General features: G+C 72.1%; 13 protein-coding genes and 1 pseudogene. 8 read left to right on the top strand and 6 right to left on the bottom strand.

From position 1 onward, the window contains the following. The first annotated feature begins 5 nt into the window (after positions 1-5). The 7 genes and pseudogenes from rhaS to ACLJQZ_RS16655 all read left to right on the top strand — a co-directional run. Positions 6-1067 (top strand): rhamnose ABC transporter substrate-binding protein, encoded by a 1062-nt coding sequence (gene rhaS / locus ACLJQZ_RS16685; protein WP_410620890.1) that lies wholly within the window; start codon positions 6-8, stop codon positions 1065-1067. Between the two features lie 63 nt (positions 1068-1130). Beyond that, on the top strand, positions 1131-1475 hold the full coding sequence (locus tag ACLJQZ_RS16680) for an L-rhamnose mutarotase (RefSeq protein ID WP_410620889.1): 345 nt from the start codon (positions 1131-1133) through the stop codon (positions 1473-1475). A gap of 14 nt (positions 1476-1489) precedes the next feature. Then, positions 1490-2647 (top strand): L-rhamnose isomerase, encoded by a 1158-nt coding sequence (rhaI, locus tag ACLJQZ_RS16675; RefSeq protein WP_410621189.1) that lies wholly within the window; start codon positions 1490-1492, stop codon positions 2645-2647. Between the two features lie 2 nt (positions 2648-2649). Beyond that, a complete protein-coding gene (locus tag ACLJQZ_RS16670) occupies positions 2650-4668 on the top strand; it encodes a bifunctional aldolase/short-chain dehydrogenase (RefSeq protein WP_410620888.1) in 2019 nt (672 codons plus the stop codon). A 20-nt stretch (positions 4669-4688) separates the two neighbouring features. Beyond that, positions 4689-6110, top strand: a complete 1422-nt coding sequence (locus ACLJQZ_RS16665; RefSeq protein WP_410620887.1) for an arabinose isomerase — start codon at positions 4689-4691, stop codon at positions 6108-6110. Positions 6111-6154: 44 nt separating this feature from the next. Further along, positions 6155-7510, top strand: coding sequence for a rhamnulokinase (locus ACLJQZ_RS16660; protein ID WP_410621188.1), 1356 nt, complete (start codon positions 6155-6157; stop codon positions 7508-7510). A gap of 192 nt (positions 7511-7702) precedes the next feature. Continuing rightward, a pseudogene (locus tag ACLJQZ_RS16655) lies at positions 7703-8416 on the top strand (NPP1 family protein); the annotation flags it as partial. Positions 8417-8467: 51 nt separating this feature from the next. On the opposite strand, the gene ACLJQZ_RS16650 reads toward ACLJQZ_RS16655, so the two are convergent. The 4 genes from ACLJQZ_RS16650 to ACLJQZ_RS16635 form a co-directional block, all read right to left on the bottom strand. Next, entirely contained in the window at positions 8468-9049 is a 582-nt protein-coding gene (locus ACLJQZ_RS16650) for a disulfide bond formation protein DsbA (RefSeq protein WP_410621187.1), read from the bottom strand. 107 nt (positions 9050-9156) lie between these two features. After that, entirely contained in the window at positions 9157-9765 is a 609-nt protein-coding gene (locus tag ACLJQZ_RS16645; protein WP_326949436.1) for a response regulator transcription factor, read from the bottom strand. Then, positions 9762-10868 (bottom strand): sensor histidine kinase, encoded by a 1107-nt coding sequence (locus tag ACLJQZ_RS16640; RefSeq protein WP_410620886.1) that lies wholly within the window; start codon positions 10866-10868, stop codon positions 9762-9764. Before ACLJQZ_RS16640 ends, ACLJQZ_RS16645 begins: the two co-directional genes overlap by 4 nt. Before the next feature lie 25 nt (positions 10869-10893). After that, complete coding sequence (locus ACLJQZ_RS16635) at positions 10894-11292, bottom strand: hypothetical protein (protein ID WP_410620885.1); 399 nt, start codon at positions 11290-11292, stop codon at positions 10894-10896. Positions 11293-11457: 165 nt separating this feature from the next. Between ACLJQZ_RS16635 and ACLJQZ_RS16630 the strand changes: the two genes are divergently transcribed. Then, on the top strand, positions 11458-12507 hold the full coding sequence (locus tag ACLJQZ_RS16630; protein ID WP_410620884.1) for a LacI family DNA-binding transcriptional regulator: 1050 nt from the start codon (positions 11458-11460) through the stop codon (positions 12505-12507). 399 nt (positions 12508-12906) lie between these two features. Here the strand turns inward: ACLJQZ_RS16630 and ACLJQZ_RS16625 are convergent, their stop codons facing one another. After that, positions 12907-13512 carry a DUF305 domain-containing protein gene (locus ACLJQZ_RS16625; RefSeq protein WP_410620883.1) on the bottom strand — a complete coding sequence of 202 codons (606 nt, stop codon included), beginning with the start codon at positions 13510-13512 and terminating at the stop codon, positions 12907-12909. After that, the gene (locus ACLJQZ_RS16620) at positions 13509-14441 is read right to left on the bottom strand and encodes a DUF1996 domain-containing protein (protein ID WP_410620882.1); all 933 of its coding nucleotides are present in this window, start codon (positions 14439-14441) and stop codon (positions 13509-13511) included. Before ACLJQZ_RS16620 ends, ACLJQZ_RS16625 begins: the two co-directional genes overlap by 4 nt. Positions 14442-14535 lie beyond the last annotated feature (94 nt).

The following is a 14535-nucleotide window of genomic DNA, read 5'->3' as shown; positions in this document are numbered from 1 at the left end:
CGAAGATGTCCCGACGGTTCATCACCGGCGCAGTGTCGGCCGGGCTGGTGCTCGTGCTGGCCGCCTGCAGCGGCACGACGAAGAACGACAGCACCGATGCCGGTGCCCAGCAGTCCACGGCGGCGGCGAACCCGAACGCTGCGGCCAAGGAGGGCGTCAAGATGGCGTTCCTCCCCAAGCAGCTCAACAACCCCTACAGCGACATCGAGGTCAGTGGCGGCAAGACCGCGCTCGACGAGCTGAAGGGCGAGTACAAGCTGGTCGGCCCGAACGACGCGAGCGCGTCGTCGCAGGTCAGCTACATCAACACGCTGATCCAGCAGCAGCAGAACGTGATCGGCATCGCCGCGAACGACCCGAACGCGGTCTGCCCGTCGCTCAACCAGGCTCGCAGCGCCGGCATCAAGGTCGTCGCCTTCGACTCCGACGCCGCCAAGGACTGCCGCGACGTCTTCATCAACCAGGCCACCACCCAGGGCATCGGCGAGGCGCTGGCCAAGCAGGCCAAGGACCTCTCCGGCGGCTCCGGCGAGATCGCGGTCCTGTCCGCGACGCCGAACGCCACCAACCAGAACGCCTGGATCGAGGTCCTCAAGAAGGAGCTCGCCAAGCCGGACTACGCGGGCCTGAAGCTGGACAAGATCGCCTACGGCAACGACGACGACCAGAAGTCGTTCCAGGAGGCCCAGGGCCTGCTGCAGTCGTTCCCGAACCTCAAGGTGATCGTCTCGCCGACCACCGTGGGTATCGCGGCCGCCGCGCGCTACGTCAGCTCGTCGAGCTACAAGAACAAGGTCGCGGTGACCGGGCTCGGCACGCCGAACCAGATGCGCGCGTTCGTCAAGGACGGCACCGTGAAGCAGTTCGCGCTGTGGAACCCGGCCGACATCGGCTACCTCGCCGCGTACGCCGGCGTCGCGCTCAGCTCCGGCCAGATCACCGGCGCCGAGGGCCAGAAGTTCAAGGCCGGCAAGCTCGGTGAGTACACCATCGGCGCGAGCGGTGAGATCGTCCTCGGCCCGCCGACGACCTTCGACGCGAACAACATCGACAAGTTCAACTTCTGAGAAGCTCCCGCGGCCGGGCCGATCGCCGCCCGGCCCGGCCGCGGGGTCCACAAAGGACAAAGAATGCCCCGTTACTGCTTCTGCCTGCAGGTGAAGCCGGACCGCGCGGCCGAGTACGCCGAACGGCACCGCGCGGTGTGGCCGGAGATGCGCCAGGCCCTGCACGACACGGGCTGGCGCAACTACTCGCTCTTCCTGCGCGAGGACGGCCTGCTCATCGGCTACGTCGAAGCCGACGACCTCGCCGCCGCGCAGGCCGCGATGGCCCGCACCGAGGTCAACACCCGCTGGCAGGCGGCGATGGCGGAGTTCTTCACCGGCCTCGACGGCGGCCCACCCGACGAGGGATTCCGGCTGCTCCCCGAGGTCTTCCACCTCGAAACCCCCTCCGTCCGGGAAGGACAGTGATCGTCTTGCGCGACATGACGGCCGTGAAACAGGCCCTGCGGGCGCAGCGCATCGAGACGCCGTCGTGGGCATACGCCAACTCGGGCACCCGCTTCAAGGTGTTCCCGCAGCCCGGCGTCCCGCGCACGGCCGAAGAGAAGATCGCCGACGCCGCGACCGTGCACCGGTTCACCGGCATCGCGCCGAGCGTGGCGCTGCACATCCCGTGGGACCGCGTCGACGACTACGGCGCCCTCACCGCGTACGCGCGCGACCTCGGCGTCGAGATCGGCGCCATCAACACCAACGTCTTCCAGGACGAGGACTACAAGCTCGGCTCGGTGACCAACCCCGAGGCCGGGATCCGCCGCAAGGCGACCGACCACCTGCTCGAGGCGATCTCCATCATGGACGCCACGGGCTCCCGCGACCTGAAGCTGTGGTTCTCCGACGGCATCAACTACCCGGGCCAGGACGACATCCGCGACCGCCAGGACCGCCTCGCCGCGGCCCTCAAGGAGACGTACGACCGGCTCGGCGACGACCAGCGGATCCTGCTGGAGTACAAGCTGTTCGAGCCCGCGTTCTACGCCACCGACGTCCCCGACTGGGGCACGTCCTACGCGCACTGCATGGAGCTGGGCGAGAAGGCCACGGTCTGCATCGACACCGGCCACCACGCGCCCGGCACGAACATCGAGTTCATCGTGGCGTTCCTGCTGCGCGCCGGGAAGCTCGGCGCGTTCGACTTCAACTCCCGCTTCTACGCCGACGACGACCTGATGGCCGGCGCGGCCGACCCGTTCCAGCTGTTCCGGATCATGTACGAGATCGTCCGCGGCGACGCCCTCGACCCGGCCTACGGCATCGCGTTCATGCTCGACCAGTGCCACAACATCGAGGCCAAGATCCCGGCGATCATCCGCTCGGTGCTCAACGTCCAGGAGGCGACGGCCAAGGCGCTGCTCGTCGACCGCGACGACCTGCGCGCCGCCCAGCAGGCGGGTGACGTGCTCGGCGCGAACGCCGTGCTGATGGACGCCTACAACACCGACGTCCGGCCGCTGCTGGCCGAGCTGCGCGAGGACGCCGGGCTCGACCCGGACCCGGTCGCGGCCTACCACCGCAGCGGGTACCAGGACAAGATCGTGGCCGAGCGGGCCGGTGGCACGCAGGCCGGATGGGGAGCATGAGCATGACCGTGCCGGAGGACTTGGTAGCGCGCAGCAACGCGCTCGGCGCCGACCCGCGGAACACCAACTACGCCGGCGGCAACACCTCCGCCAAGGGCGACGTCACCGATCCGGTCACCGGCGCGCCGACCGAGGTGCTGTGGGTCAAGGGCTCCGGCGGCGACCTCGGGACGCTCAAGGAGTCCGGGCTCGCGGTCCTGCGGCTGGACCGGCTGCGGTCGCTGGTGGACGTCTACCCGGGCGTCGAGCGCGAAGACGAGATGGTCGCCGCGTTCGACTACTGCCTGCACGGCCGGGGCGGCGCGGCCCCCTCGATCGACACCGCGATGCACGGCCTCGTCGAGGCCCCGCACGTCGACCACCTGCACCCGGACTCCGGCATCGCCCTGGCCACCGCGGCCGACGGCGCCGCGCTCACCAAGGAGTGCTTCGGCGACCGCGTCGCGTGGGTCGACTGGCGGCGTCCCGGCTTCCAGCTCGGCCTGGACATCGCCGCGGTGAAGGCGGCCAACCCCCAGGCCATCGGTGTCATCCTCGGCGGCCACGGCATCACGGCGTGGGGCGCGACCTCGGAAGAGTGCCAGCGCAACTCCCTCGACATCATCCGCACGGCCGAGGAGTTCCTGGCCGCACGCGGTTCCGCCGAGCCGTTCGGTCCCGTCGTCCCCGGCTTCGAAGCGCTGCCGTCGGTCGAACGCCGGGCTCGGGCGGCCGCGTTGGCCCCGGTGGTCCGCGGGCTCGCGTCGACCGACCAGCGCGTCGTCGGGCACTACACCGACAGCGACGCCGTCCTCGAGTTCCTGGCGCGCGAGAAGCTCGCACCCCTCGCCGCGCTCGGGACGTCCTGCCCGGACCACTTCCTCCGTACCAAGGTCCGGCCGCTGGTCGTCGACCTGCCCAGCTCGGCGCCCCTGGAGGACGTCGGCGCGCGGCTGAAGGAACTGCACGCGGAGTACCGCGACGAATACCGCGCCTACTACGAGCGGCACGCGACCCCGGACTCGCCCGCGATGCGCGGCGCCGACCCGGCGATCGTGCTGGTGCCCGGTGTCGGGATGTTCTCGTTCGGCAAGGACAAGCAGACCGCGCGGGTGGCGGGGGAGTTCTACGTCAACGCGATCAACGTCATGCGTGGCGCGGAATCCGTCTCGACGTACGCCCCGATCGCCGAGAGCGAGAAGTTCCGGATCGAGTACTGGGCTCTCGAAGAGGCCAAGCTCCAGCGGATGCCGAAGCCCAAGCCCCTCGCCGGGCGGATCGCGCTGGTGACCGGCGCCGGTTCGGGCATCGGCAAGGCCATCGCGCTGCGGCTCGCCGCCGAGGGCGCGTGCGTCGCGATCGCCGACGTGAACACCTCGGCGGCCGAAGAGGTGGCGTCGGAGATCGGCGGCCTCGCGGTCACCGCGGACGTCACCGACGCCGACGCCGTGCAGGCCGCGGTCGACGCGACCGTACTGGCGTTCGGCGGGATCGACCTGGTCGTCAACAACGCCGGGCTGTCCATCTCCAAGCCGCTGCTGGAGACCACCGAACGCGACTGGGATCTGCAGCACGACGTCATGGCCAAGGGCTCGTTCCTCGTCGCGCGCGCCGCGGCGAAGGCGATGATCGACCAGGACAACGGCGGCGACATCGTCTACATCTCGTCGAAGAACGCCGTGTTCGCGGGCCCGAACAACGTCGCCTACGGTGCGGCCAAGGCCGACCAGGCCCACCAGGTCCGCCTCCTGGCCGCCGAGCTCGGCGCCTACGGCATCCGCGTCAACGGCGTCAACCCGGACGGCGTCGTCCAGGGCTCCGGCATCTTCGCCGGCGGCTGGGGCGCGCAACGCGCCGCGGTGTACGGCGTCGAGGAGGCGAAGCTCGGCGAGTTCTACGCTCAGCGCACCATCCTCAAGCGCGAAGTGCTGCCCGAGCACGTCGCGGCGGCGGTGTTCGCCCTCACCGGCGGCGACCTCACCCACACCACCGGCCTGCACGTACCGGTGGACGCCGGGGTGGCCGCGGCGTTCCTGCGTTGATTCCGGCTGAAAGAGAATCGATGTCCCTCGACCGCATCACGCCGCGCAAGACCCGCGTCGGGCTCGTCGCGGGCGGGCTCGGCGCGTACTGGCCGCAGTTCCCGAAACTGCTGCCGCAGCTGCAGGCGTCCGCCCGGCGGGTCGCCGAACGACTGTCCGGAATGGACTGCGAGGTCGTCGACGTCGGGTTCGTGTCCGACGCCCAGGAGGGCGCGGCGGCCGCGGAGAAGCTGCGGGTCGCCGGCTGCGACCTGATCATCGGCTTCCTCACGACCTACCTGACGTCCAGCATGCTGGCGCCGGTCGCCCAGCGGTCCGGCGCGCCGGTGCTGCTGCTGAACCTGCAGCCCACCGAGGCGATGGACCACGAGTCCTTCGACACCGGCGCGTGGCTGGCCTACTGCGGCGCCTGCCCGCTGCCGGAGATGGCCAACACGTTCCGGCGGCTCGGCGTCGAGTTCCGCTCGGTGTCGGGGTACCTGGAGGACGCGCGCGCCTGGACGCGGATCGAGCGCTGGATCAAGGCGGCCGGGGTGCGGGCGGCGTTCCGCCACGGCCGCCACGGCCTGCTCGGGCACCTCTACCCGGGCATGATGGACGTCTCGACCGACCCGACACTGGTGTCCGGCCAGCTCGGCGGGCACGTCGAGGTCCTGGAGATCGACGACCTGCGCGTGCGGGTCGAGAAGGTGACCGACAGCGAGACGGCCGACCGGGTCGCCCTGGCCCGCGACGTGTTCACTGTGGACGAGTCCGTTGTGGACGAAGACTTCGCCTGGGGCGCACGGGTTTCCGTGGCCCTCGACAGGCTGGTCGAGGACTTCTCGCTCGACTCCCTGGCCTACTACCACCGCGGTCTCGACGGCGAGACCCACGAACGCGTCGGCGCCGGGTTCATCCTCGGCGCCTCGCTGCTCACCGCCCGCGGCATCCCGGCCGTCGGCGAGTACGAGCTGCGGACGTCGCTGGCCATGCTGCTGATGGACCGGCTCGGCGCAGGCGGCTCGTTCACCGAGCTGCAGGCGCTGAACTTCCACGACAACGTGGTCGAGATGGGCCACGACGGGCCGGCGCACCTCGGGATCAGCGCCCGCAAGCCGCTGCTGCGCGGCCTCGGCGTCTACCACGGCAAGCGCGGCTGGGGCGTGTCGGTCGAGTTCGACGTCAAGCAGGGGCCGGTGACGCTCTGCGGGCTGGCGCAGGCGCTCGACGGCACGTTTTCGCTCGTCGCGTCCGAAGGCACGGTCGTGCCCGGGCCGCTGCTGCGGATCGGCAACACGACGTCCCGCGTCGACTTCGGGTGCGACCCGGGGGAGTGGACCGACGCCTGGTCGGCCAGCGGCATCGCGCACCACTGGGCCCTGGGCACCGGCCACCGCGTCGCCGAGCTGACGGCGGTGGCGGACCTGCTCGGCCTGGAGCTGACCGTGGTGCGGGCGTGACGCGGGTCGCGGCCGTCGACCTCGGCGCGTCCAGCGGGCGCGTGATGGCCGGGACCGCGGGACCGGGCCGCCTCGGCCTGGAGGAGGTCCGGCGGTTCCCCAACGGCGGGGTCCGCGCGGGGCCGGCGCTGTACTGGGACGTCCTGGGGCTGTACCGGGAGACCCTCGCCGGGATCCGCGACGCCGGCGCCCTGGACGGCATCGGCATCGACTCCTGGGCCGTCGACTACGGGCTCCTCGACGCCTCCGGCGCGCTGCTCGGCAACCCCGTGCACCACCGCGACTCCCGGACCGACGGCGTGCCCGAGAAGGTGGCCGCGTCGATCTCCGCCCGGGAGCTGTACGACGTCACCGGGCTGCAGCAATTGCCGTTCAACACGCTGTACCAGCTGGTGTCCGAACCGGACCGGCTGACCGCGGCTCACACCATGCTGCTGATTCCGGACCTGCTGAACTACTGGCTGACCGGCGAGATCGGCGCCGAGCGCACCAACGCGTCGACCACCCAGCTCTACGACGTCCGCGCGCGGACCTGGGCCGCCGACCTGGCCGCGCGGGTGGGCATCCCGCCGCGGTTGCTGCCACCGCTGCGCGACCCCGGCACGGTGGTGGGCCCGGCGCGGGAGCTGTCCGGCGTGCCGGTGATCGCGGTCGGCTCGCACGACACGGCGTCGGCCGTGGTCGCCGTCCCGGCGTCACCCGGGACCAACTTCGCGTACATCTCCTGCGGCACCTGGTCGCTGGCCGGGTTGGAGCTGCCCGAACCGGAGCTGGGCGACGCGGCCCTGGCCGCGAACTTCACCAACGAAGGCGGCGTCGACGGCACGATCCGCTTCCTGCGCAACGTGATGGGCCTGTGGGTGCTGTCGGAGACGCTCCGCACGTGGTCGCGGACGGACCTCCCGGAGCTGCTGGCGGCGGCCGCCGCGGCCCCGGCGCTGGCGGCCGTGGTCGACATCGACGCCCCGGCGTTCCTGCCCCCGGGCGACATGCCCGCCCGCATCGCGGCCGCCTGCCGCGCCACCGGCCAGCGCTCGCCGTCGCGGCCGGCCGAAGTCGTCCGGTGCATTGTGGACAGTCTGGCCCTGGCCCACCGCCGCACGCTCCGCGCGGCCGCCGCGATCTCCGGCCGTTCGTTCGACGTGGTCCACATCGTCGGCGGGGGAGCCCGCAATGAACTCCTGTGCCAGCTGACGGCGGACGCGTGCGGCGTCCCGGTACTAGCGGGCCCAGTCGAAGCGGCCGCGCTGGGCAACGTCCTGGTCCAGGCCCGAGCCCTGGGCGAGGACCTCCCGGACCTGCCGTCGATGCGAGCCCTGGTCCGCGAAACCCAGGCCCTCAAGCGCTACGAGCCGACCGGCCGCGCCGACTGGGCCGCCGCCGAAGCCCGGCTCCCGTAGTCCGTGAATGGCCCATTGAGGGACTTAGAGTCCCTCAATGGGCCATTCACGGATGTGGACGGGCAGGAGTGCGCGTTCGTCCCCTTGCGACGGTTCTCGGCGGGCATACTCCCCGCGAGTACCGTTGCGGACCCCGGGTGACCTGGTGACGCTGACGTCGGAAATTGCCGATCGCGACCGAGGGAGTACGTCATGGCGCACCGATCCCGCACCCTGGCCGCTGTGGCCGCCGCCGCGCTGGGCCTCGCCGTGGCCTTCCCGGCGACGGCGTTCGCCGACCCGCCCGGCGCCCTGCCCGCCAACGCGAGCGATTTCGAAAAGACGTTCCAGCCCGCCTTCGACTACGACAAGGACGGCTGTTACCCGACCCCGGCGATCGGCCCGGACGGGACCATCGCGCCCGGCCTGTCCCTCGGCGGCGACACCAACGGCCACTGCCGCGACTCCTGGGACCTCGACAACACCAACTCCTACTCGCGCCAGAAGTGCAACAACGGCTGGTGCGCGGTGATGTACACGCTCTACTTCGAGAAGGACCAGGCCTCGCTCGGCCCCGGCAGCGCCGGGCACCGCAACGACTGGGAACACATCGTCGTGTGGGTCAAGGACAACCAGGTCGAGTACGTGGCGACGTCGCAGCACGGCGGGTTCACGGTGCACGACCGCGCGAGCATGCTGTTCGAGGGCACGCACGCGAAGGTCGTCTACCACAAGGACGGCGGCTCGACGCACTGCTTCCGCTCGGCCAACGGCAACGACGACCCGCCGGAGAACCACAAGGGCGTCTGGCAGTACCCGGCGCTGGTCGGCTGGGACGGCTACCCGGCCGGGCTCCGCGACAAGCTCGTCGCCGCCGACTTCGGCAGTGCGACCTTCGGCATCAAGGACGACCAGTTCACCGGCAACCTCGGCAAGGCCAAGCCGGGCGGCATCCCGTTCGACGAGAACGCCTGGCGCTCAGCTCGTGACCGGCCGGCCGCGGCCGCGCTTCAGCTCGAAGAAGCCCGCCGTGCCGGTCACGAGCACGACGCCGTCCCAGAGCCGCCCCGCCGCCTCGCCGCGGGGGACCGGGCTGACGACCGGGCCGAAGAACGCGTTCACCGCGCCGTCGTCTCCGGGCAGGTGAAGGGCCGGGACGCCGAGGTCCTCGCCGATCGGGTCGAGCGCCGCGCGGTTGCTCTTCAGCAGATCCGCGTCGAACTCCGTGCTGTCGGCCGCGTCCGCGAGATCGGCGGGCAGTCCCGCCTCGGCGAGGGCGGCTTCGAGGGTGTTCCGGCCGACCGGCGCCTTGTCGCGGTGCACGCGGGTGCCGAACGCGGTGTAGAACTCGCGTAGGACGTCGTTGCCGTGCGCCCGCTCGGCGGCCAGCGCGACGCGGGCCGGGCCCCAGCGCTCGTCGAGCCACTCCCGGTACCAGGCGTCCACTTCGCGGCCTTCGTTGTGCACGGCCAGGCTGAACACGTGGAACCGCGTCCGCACCTCGCGCACCTGTTCCACTTCCAGCAGCCACCGCGAGCCGATCCAGGCCCACGGGCACACCGGGTCGAACCACAGGTCGACGGTCTTCACTTCGGTCACGCCCCGCACGCTAAGCCCGGCGACCGGCCCGGCAGAAGATCCAATTCCGCGCCACCGGACCGGGCCAATCAGAGCCAGCCGCGGTCGTCGGCGATCCGGACGGCGTCGACGCGGTTGCGTCCGCCGGTCTTGGTGATCGCCGCGGAGACGTAGTTCCGCACGGTGCCTTCGGACAGGTACAGCCGGGACGCGATCTCGGCGACGGTCGCGCCGGTCCGCGCGGTGATGAGGACGTCGCGTTCGCGCGCCGTCAGCGGGGATTCGCCCGCGGCGAGGGTCGCGACCGCGAGCGCCGGGTCGACCACGCGCTCGCCCTTGACGACCCGGCGGATCGCGTCGGCGAGGGCGTCGGCCGGCGCGTCCTTGACGACGAACCCGACCGCCCCGGCCTCCATCGCGCGGCGCAGGTACCCGGCGCGGCCGAACGTCGTGAGCATGACGACGCGGCAGTCCGGCACTTGCGCGGCCAGCACGGCCGCGGCGGCCAGCCCGTCGAGCCCCGGCATCTCGATGTCGAGCAGCGCGACGTCGGGCCGGTGCTCCCGCGCGGCCGCGACGATCTCGTCGCCCCGCCCGACGGACGCGACGACCTCGAAGTCGTCCTCCAGGTCCAGGAGGGTGCCGAGGGCCTGGCGGACCATCTCCTGGTCGTCGGCCAGCAGCAGCCGGATGGTCACGGCACCTCCACCGGGGTCAGGGCCACGGCCAGCCGCCAGCCCCGCGGGCTCGCCGGCCCGGCTTCGACGCGCCCGCCCGCGTCGGCGACCCGTTCGCGCAGCCCCGCGAGCCCGCTGCCTTCGGTGGCCGGGCTGCCGACGCCGTCGTCGAGCACCTCGACCGACGACGCGGAAAGCGTGACGGCGCAGCGGGTCGCGCGGGCGTGGCGGGCCACGTTGGTGAGCCCTTCGCGCACGACCCAGCCGAACAGCTCCTGGTGGTCCGGGCCGACGACGTCGACGGCGGTGGGCAGGTCGGCGGTGACCCCGCAGGCGCGCAGCAGCTCGCGGCCGCGAGCCAGCTCCCCGGCGAGGGTGACGTCCCGGTAGCCCGACACGGCGGCCCGGACGTCGGTCAGTGCCTGGCGGGCGAGCGTCTCGACGGCGGCCATCTCCTCGCCGGCCCGCGCGGTCTCGGTACCGAGCAGCCGCCGGGCCAGCGTGCTCTTGACGGTGATCGCGGTCAGCGAGTGGCCGAGCAGGTCGTGCAGGTCCCGGGCGATCCGGGTGCGCTCGGCCTCCGACGCCAGCCGCGCGACCTCGGCGCGGGCCTCGACGAGGGCGATGTTGGCGTGGATGGCTTCGGCGAAGGCGTAGACCACGAGCACGGTGAAGAACAGGGCGATCGCCTGCGGCCAGCCCGGTTCGGCCCGCCACGACGGCACGGCCCACGGGACCAGGACGGCGGCCAGCGCGACGACGGCGCCCAGCGCCGGGGCGTAGCGGCCGATGCGCGGCGCGACCAGCGAAACGACGACCGCGGCGAGGAAGAAGGCCTCCCCGTGGGCGAAGGGGAGCGCCGCGGCGAAGAGCACCGTGCAGACGCCGAGGGACACCCAGTACCGCCGCCAGGTGCGGCTGGCGGCGGCGAAGGCGCCGACGACGTAGGCGACGGCGAAGGCGGCCACGATCACGCAGCCGGCCACCGCGGCGGCGCCGCTCGAGTGCTCCAGCACCGCCGGCACCGTGACGATCGGGAAGGCGAGCAGGCCCGCGTCGAGGACCAGCCGCCGCCAGCCGTGCACCCACCGCTGCGCGTCGGCGGGTGCCGTCGAGTCGTTCATCAGCGGCACGCTACCGCGCCCGGCCTCAGCGGGCCGCGAACCGCGACCGCAGCTCGCGGCCGTTCACCAGCACGGCGACGCCGAGCAGCAGCAGCCCGCACACCGCCTGCTCGATCCTCAGCCACACCGGGAACGCGCCCGGCAGCGCGACGATGACGGCGATCGCCACCAGCATCACGCCCGAGACGATCCGCAGCCGCAGGAACGCCTTCTTCGACCCGCGCGCCGCCCGGCGGGCGAAGGAGAGCGTCAGGAGCGCGCTGGCGACGACGATCGTGGCGCGCACCCAGACGGCGTCGGTCACCATCGAGGGGTTGTCGCGGAGCAGGACGATCGCGCCGAGCGTCAGGACGCTGACGCCGAGGTAGGTGCCGATGAGGGCGAGTACGCGGCGGAAGGCCGGCGCGGTGGTCTGGACGGTCACGGTGTTCTCCCCGGGGAGTGCGGAACGGAGTTGCTTGCCCCGGAAATGCTCGTCGCGCGGGCTCCCGGCGGGCAGTGCCGTCCCGCACCGGGCGCTCATGACATTTGTCATCGTGTTGTCGGCCCAGGACTGGGAGAGCGCTCTCACAGGTGCTACAAAGAACGGGTGACGACGCATCCGCCTCCGGCGCCACCGACCCTCGAAGACGTCGCGCGGGTCGCCGGCGTCTCGCGCGCCACGGTGTCGCGGGTGGTGAACAGCGTGCGCAACGTCGACCCGAAGCTGCGCGAAACCGTCGAACGCGCGATCGCCGACACCGGCTACGTGCCGAACCGGGCCGCGCGGTCGCTGGTCACGCGGCACACCGGCGGGATCGCGCTGGTGGTGTCCGAACCCGAGCGGCACGTCGACGCCGAGGCCTTCACCGGCGGCGTGTTCGGCGACCCGTTCTTCGGCCGGGTGGTCGAGGGCGTCGTCGCGCACCTGCGCCCGCACGGCCGGCACCCGCTGCTGATGCTCGTCGACAGCGAGGACGAACGCGCTTCGCTCGTGGCGAAGCTGCGGCAGGAGCAGGTCAGCGGAGTGCTGCTGATCTCACTGGCCCCGGACCGGGACCCGTTGCCGCTGATGCTGACCGAAGCGGGCGTCCCGACGGCGCTGTTCGCGCGGCCCGCCCGCCCGGCACCGGTGTGCTACGTCGACGTCGCGCATCAGGACGGCGCCCGGATCGCGGCGGACCGGCTCGTCTCCCGCGGTTGCCGGCGGGTCGCGACGATCGCCGGCCCGGGCGGCACCCCGGCGGGCCACGACCGGCTGGCGGGCTTCCGCGACGCGATGGCCCGCCACGGCCACGCGTACGTGGCGGTCGCCGAGGGCGACTTCACCCAGCACGGCGGCGAGCTCGCGATGGAGCGGCTGCTGGCGGCCGAGCCGGACCTGGACGGCGTGTTCGTCGCCAATGATCTGATGGCCTACGGCGCGCTGTCGGTGCTTTCCGAGGCCGGGCGCCGGGTCCCGGACGACATCGCGGTCATCGGTTTCGACGACAGCCGCGTGGCGCTGAGCTGCCGCCCCCGCCTGACGACGATCCGCCAGCCGGTCGAGGCCATGGGCGCGGCGATGGCGCGGATGGTCCTGGACCGCATGGCGAACCCCGCGCTGCGGGCGGAATCGGTGATCTTCGACCCGGAACTGGTAGTCCGAGACTCCGCCTGACCCGCCGCCCACGTACCCAGCCAGTCGGCCCCCGTACCCAGAGAGTCGACTCACGTACCCAGACAGTCGGTTCGCGTACCCAGCCGGACGACACGCTGCCCGAGTTCGCCTTGCCGTGTCGTCCCTCCAATCACACGTGTCGACTCCCCAAACACGCGAGCCGACCCTCCAGGCACGTGAGCCGACCGTCCAGGTACGCGAGCCGCCCCTGTGGGTACGTGAGTCGTCCGTTCCGGTACGCGCGTCGGCAGGGGGAACCTTGGTGTGATGGCAACTCGGCGACGAGTGACGGGTTGCCGTCACTCGTCGCCGAGTACCTGCACCGGAGTCCGCGCACCCGGCCGAGCCGCTCCCGTGGCCGGCCGGGGCCCGGCAGTGGGGCCGGGCGGCGGTCTCCGGTCAGCTCGTCCGGTCCAGGACCTCCGCTTCCCGCGTCGCGGCGGTGGCGAGGTCCCGGGCCAGCGCCTGGGTCGCCGGGTCGGCGCCCGAGGTCTGTTCGCCCTTCGCCAGCACTACGATCTGCTTCGAGTGCGCCCGCAGCAACGCGACGAGCCGCTGGTCGAAGTCGCCGCCGTGGCTGGTCCGGAGCGCGACCAGGTCGGCTTCGGTGATCATCCCCGGCATCTGGTGTCCACTGTGGATGTTCCCGGCCGGCAGCCCCGCCCGGTCACGAGCCGCCCGCAGGCGGGTCAGGAACCCGTCCTGGGCCGGCTCGAGCGCCGAAGCGGCGGACCGCACGGCGGTGCTCGCCGCGTGGTCCGTCGCCAGGTGGGCCGCGGTGACGGCGTTCTCCGTCATCGGCACGGTCAGCTGCAACCACGCGATGTCGGTCGGGTTGAACGCCCCGGAGCCGGCACCCGCCCCGGAGCCGGCACCCGCCCCGGAGCCGGCACCCGCCCCGGGGCCGGGCGGCGGCGCCGGGGCCGCCGGCACGGCGGTGGTGGCACACCCGCCCATGGACATCGCCACCACCACCGCCGCGACGACCGGCGCCGGTCGCCTCACGGCCGGCCGGGCAGCCGGTAGTTCGGACCGAGGACGCCCCCGCGGTCCGGCTTGTAGACGTCGAACCCGCGCGGGTCGCACTGGAGCCCGCCGTTGATGCAGTGCGTGACCAGCGCGGCGAGGGTGGGCGGGTCCCACGCGTTGAAGAAGTCGTAGTGCCACGAATACCCGCGCCCGCTGGCCAGGTGGACGCCGGACATGTCACCGCTGACCGGGAACGCGATCTTGAACTCCAGCATCGGCACCGCGACCGGGTGGTCGGCCGGGCACGTCAGCGTCGTCTTGTCCGGGTACGCCATGTGGCTCTTGTGATCGGCGGAGTCCAGGTGGACGCCGTCCCAGCAGCTCGGGGCCTGGTACCGGATGTTCAGCTGGCTGCCCGGCGTGCACTGCACCGGGATGTCCCAGTTGTGGAAGCTGTCCCCGCACTCCCAGCCCTCGATCGCGCCGGGCGCGTTCTGGAACTGGTCCTGCGTCGCCGTGACCGTCCCGGCGACGTAGCGCAGGCCGGGCGGGAACGGCACGACCTTGGTGTAGTCGAGGATGCCGGACTTGTAGTACACGACCTGCGCGAAGTTCGGCAGGATCACCTGGTTGCCGTTGTAGACCGTCGGGAACCAGTACGCCGACAGGTCGTCCGGCGCCAGGCAGGTCGTGTTGCCGACCCCCGACTGCTGCAACGACGCCAGCGTCGTGTTCGCGTTGGTGGTCTTGTTGCCGATGAACGTGTGGTCGTGCGACGCGCCGGGCAGCCCGGGGAAGACGATCGGGTCGTCCGGCTGGTGGTGGCTGGGGGAGCAGTTGACCTGGAATTCGTGGTGCGTGACCAGGTTGTCGGCTCCGGCGGGCGACGACGTCGCCGCCGTCAGGAAGGCGCCTGCCAGCACGGTGGCGGCGGTGCAGGCGAGGAGCGCGGCTTTCGATGCCAAGGGTCCTCCACGGTGAGGGTGCCTGAGGAATGGGAGAGCGCTCTCCAAGAGCATGCGCACCGTGCTGCCACCCTGTCAAGGAGTACCCGCATCC

Source organism: Amycolatopsis sp. cmx-8-4 (genome assembly GCF_046548675.1).
Lineage (GTDB): Bacteria > Actinomycetota > Actinomycetes > Mycobacteriales > Pseudonocardiaceae > Amycolatopsis.
The sequence above is the reverse complement of the archived record's forward strand: the minus strand, read 5'-3'. Positions and strand labels throughout refer to the sequence as shown.

What these genes read in the sequence shown, in the direction of transcription:
- rhaS (WP_410620890.1), top strand. Translation starts at nt 6, where the DNA reads ATGTCCCGACGGTTCATCACCGGCGCAGTGTCGGCCGGGCTGGTGCTC.
- ACLJQZ_RS16680 (WP_410620889.1), top strand. Translation starts at nt 1,131, where the DNA reads ATGCCCCGTTACTGCTTCTGCCTGCAGGTGAAGCCGGACCGCGCGGCC.
- rhaI (WP_410621189.1), top strand. Translation starts at nt 1,490, where the DNA reads ATGACGGCCGTGAAACAGGCCCTGCGGGCGCAGCGCATCGAGACGCCG.
- ACLJQZ_RS16670 (WP_410620888.1), top strand. Translation starts at nt 2,650, where the DNA reads ATGACCGTGCCGGAGGACTTGGTAGCGCGCAGCAACGCGCTCGGCGCC.
- ACLJQZ_RS16665 (WP_410620887.1), top strand. Translation starts at nt 4,689, where the DNA reads ATGTCCCTCGACCGCATCACGCCGCGCAAGACCCGCGTCGGGCTCGTC.
- ACLJQZ_RS16660 (WP_410621188.1), top strand. Translation starts at nt 6,155, where the DNA reads ATGGCCGGGACCGCGGGACCGGGCCGCCTCGGCCTGGAGGAGGTCCGG.
- ACLJQZ_RS16640 (WP_410620886.1), bottom strand. Translation starts at nt 10,868, where the DNA reads ATGAACGACTCGACGGCACCCGCCGACGCGCAGCGGTGGGTGCACGGC.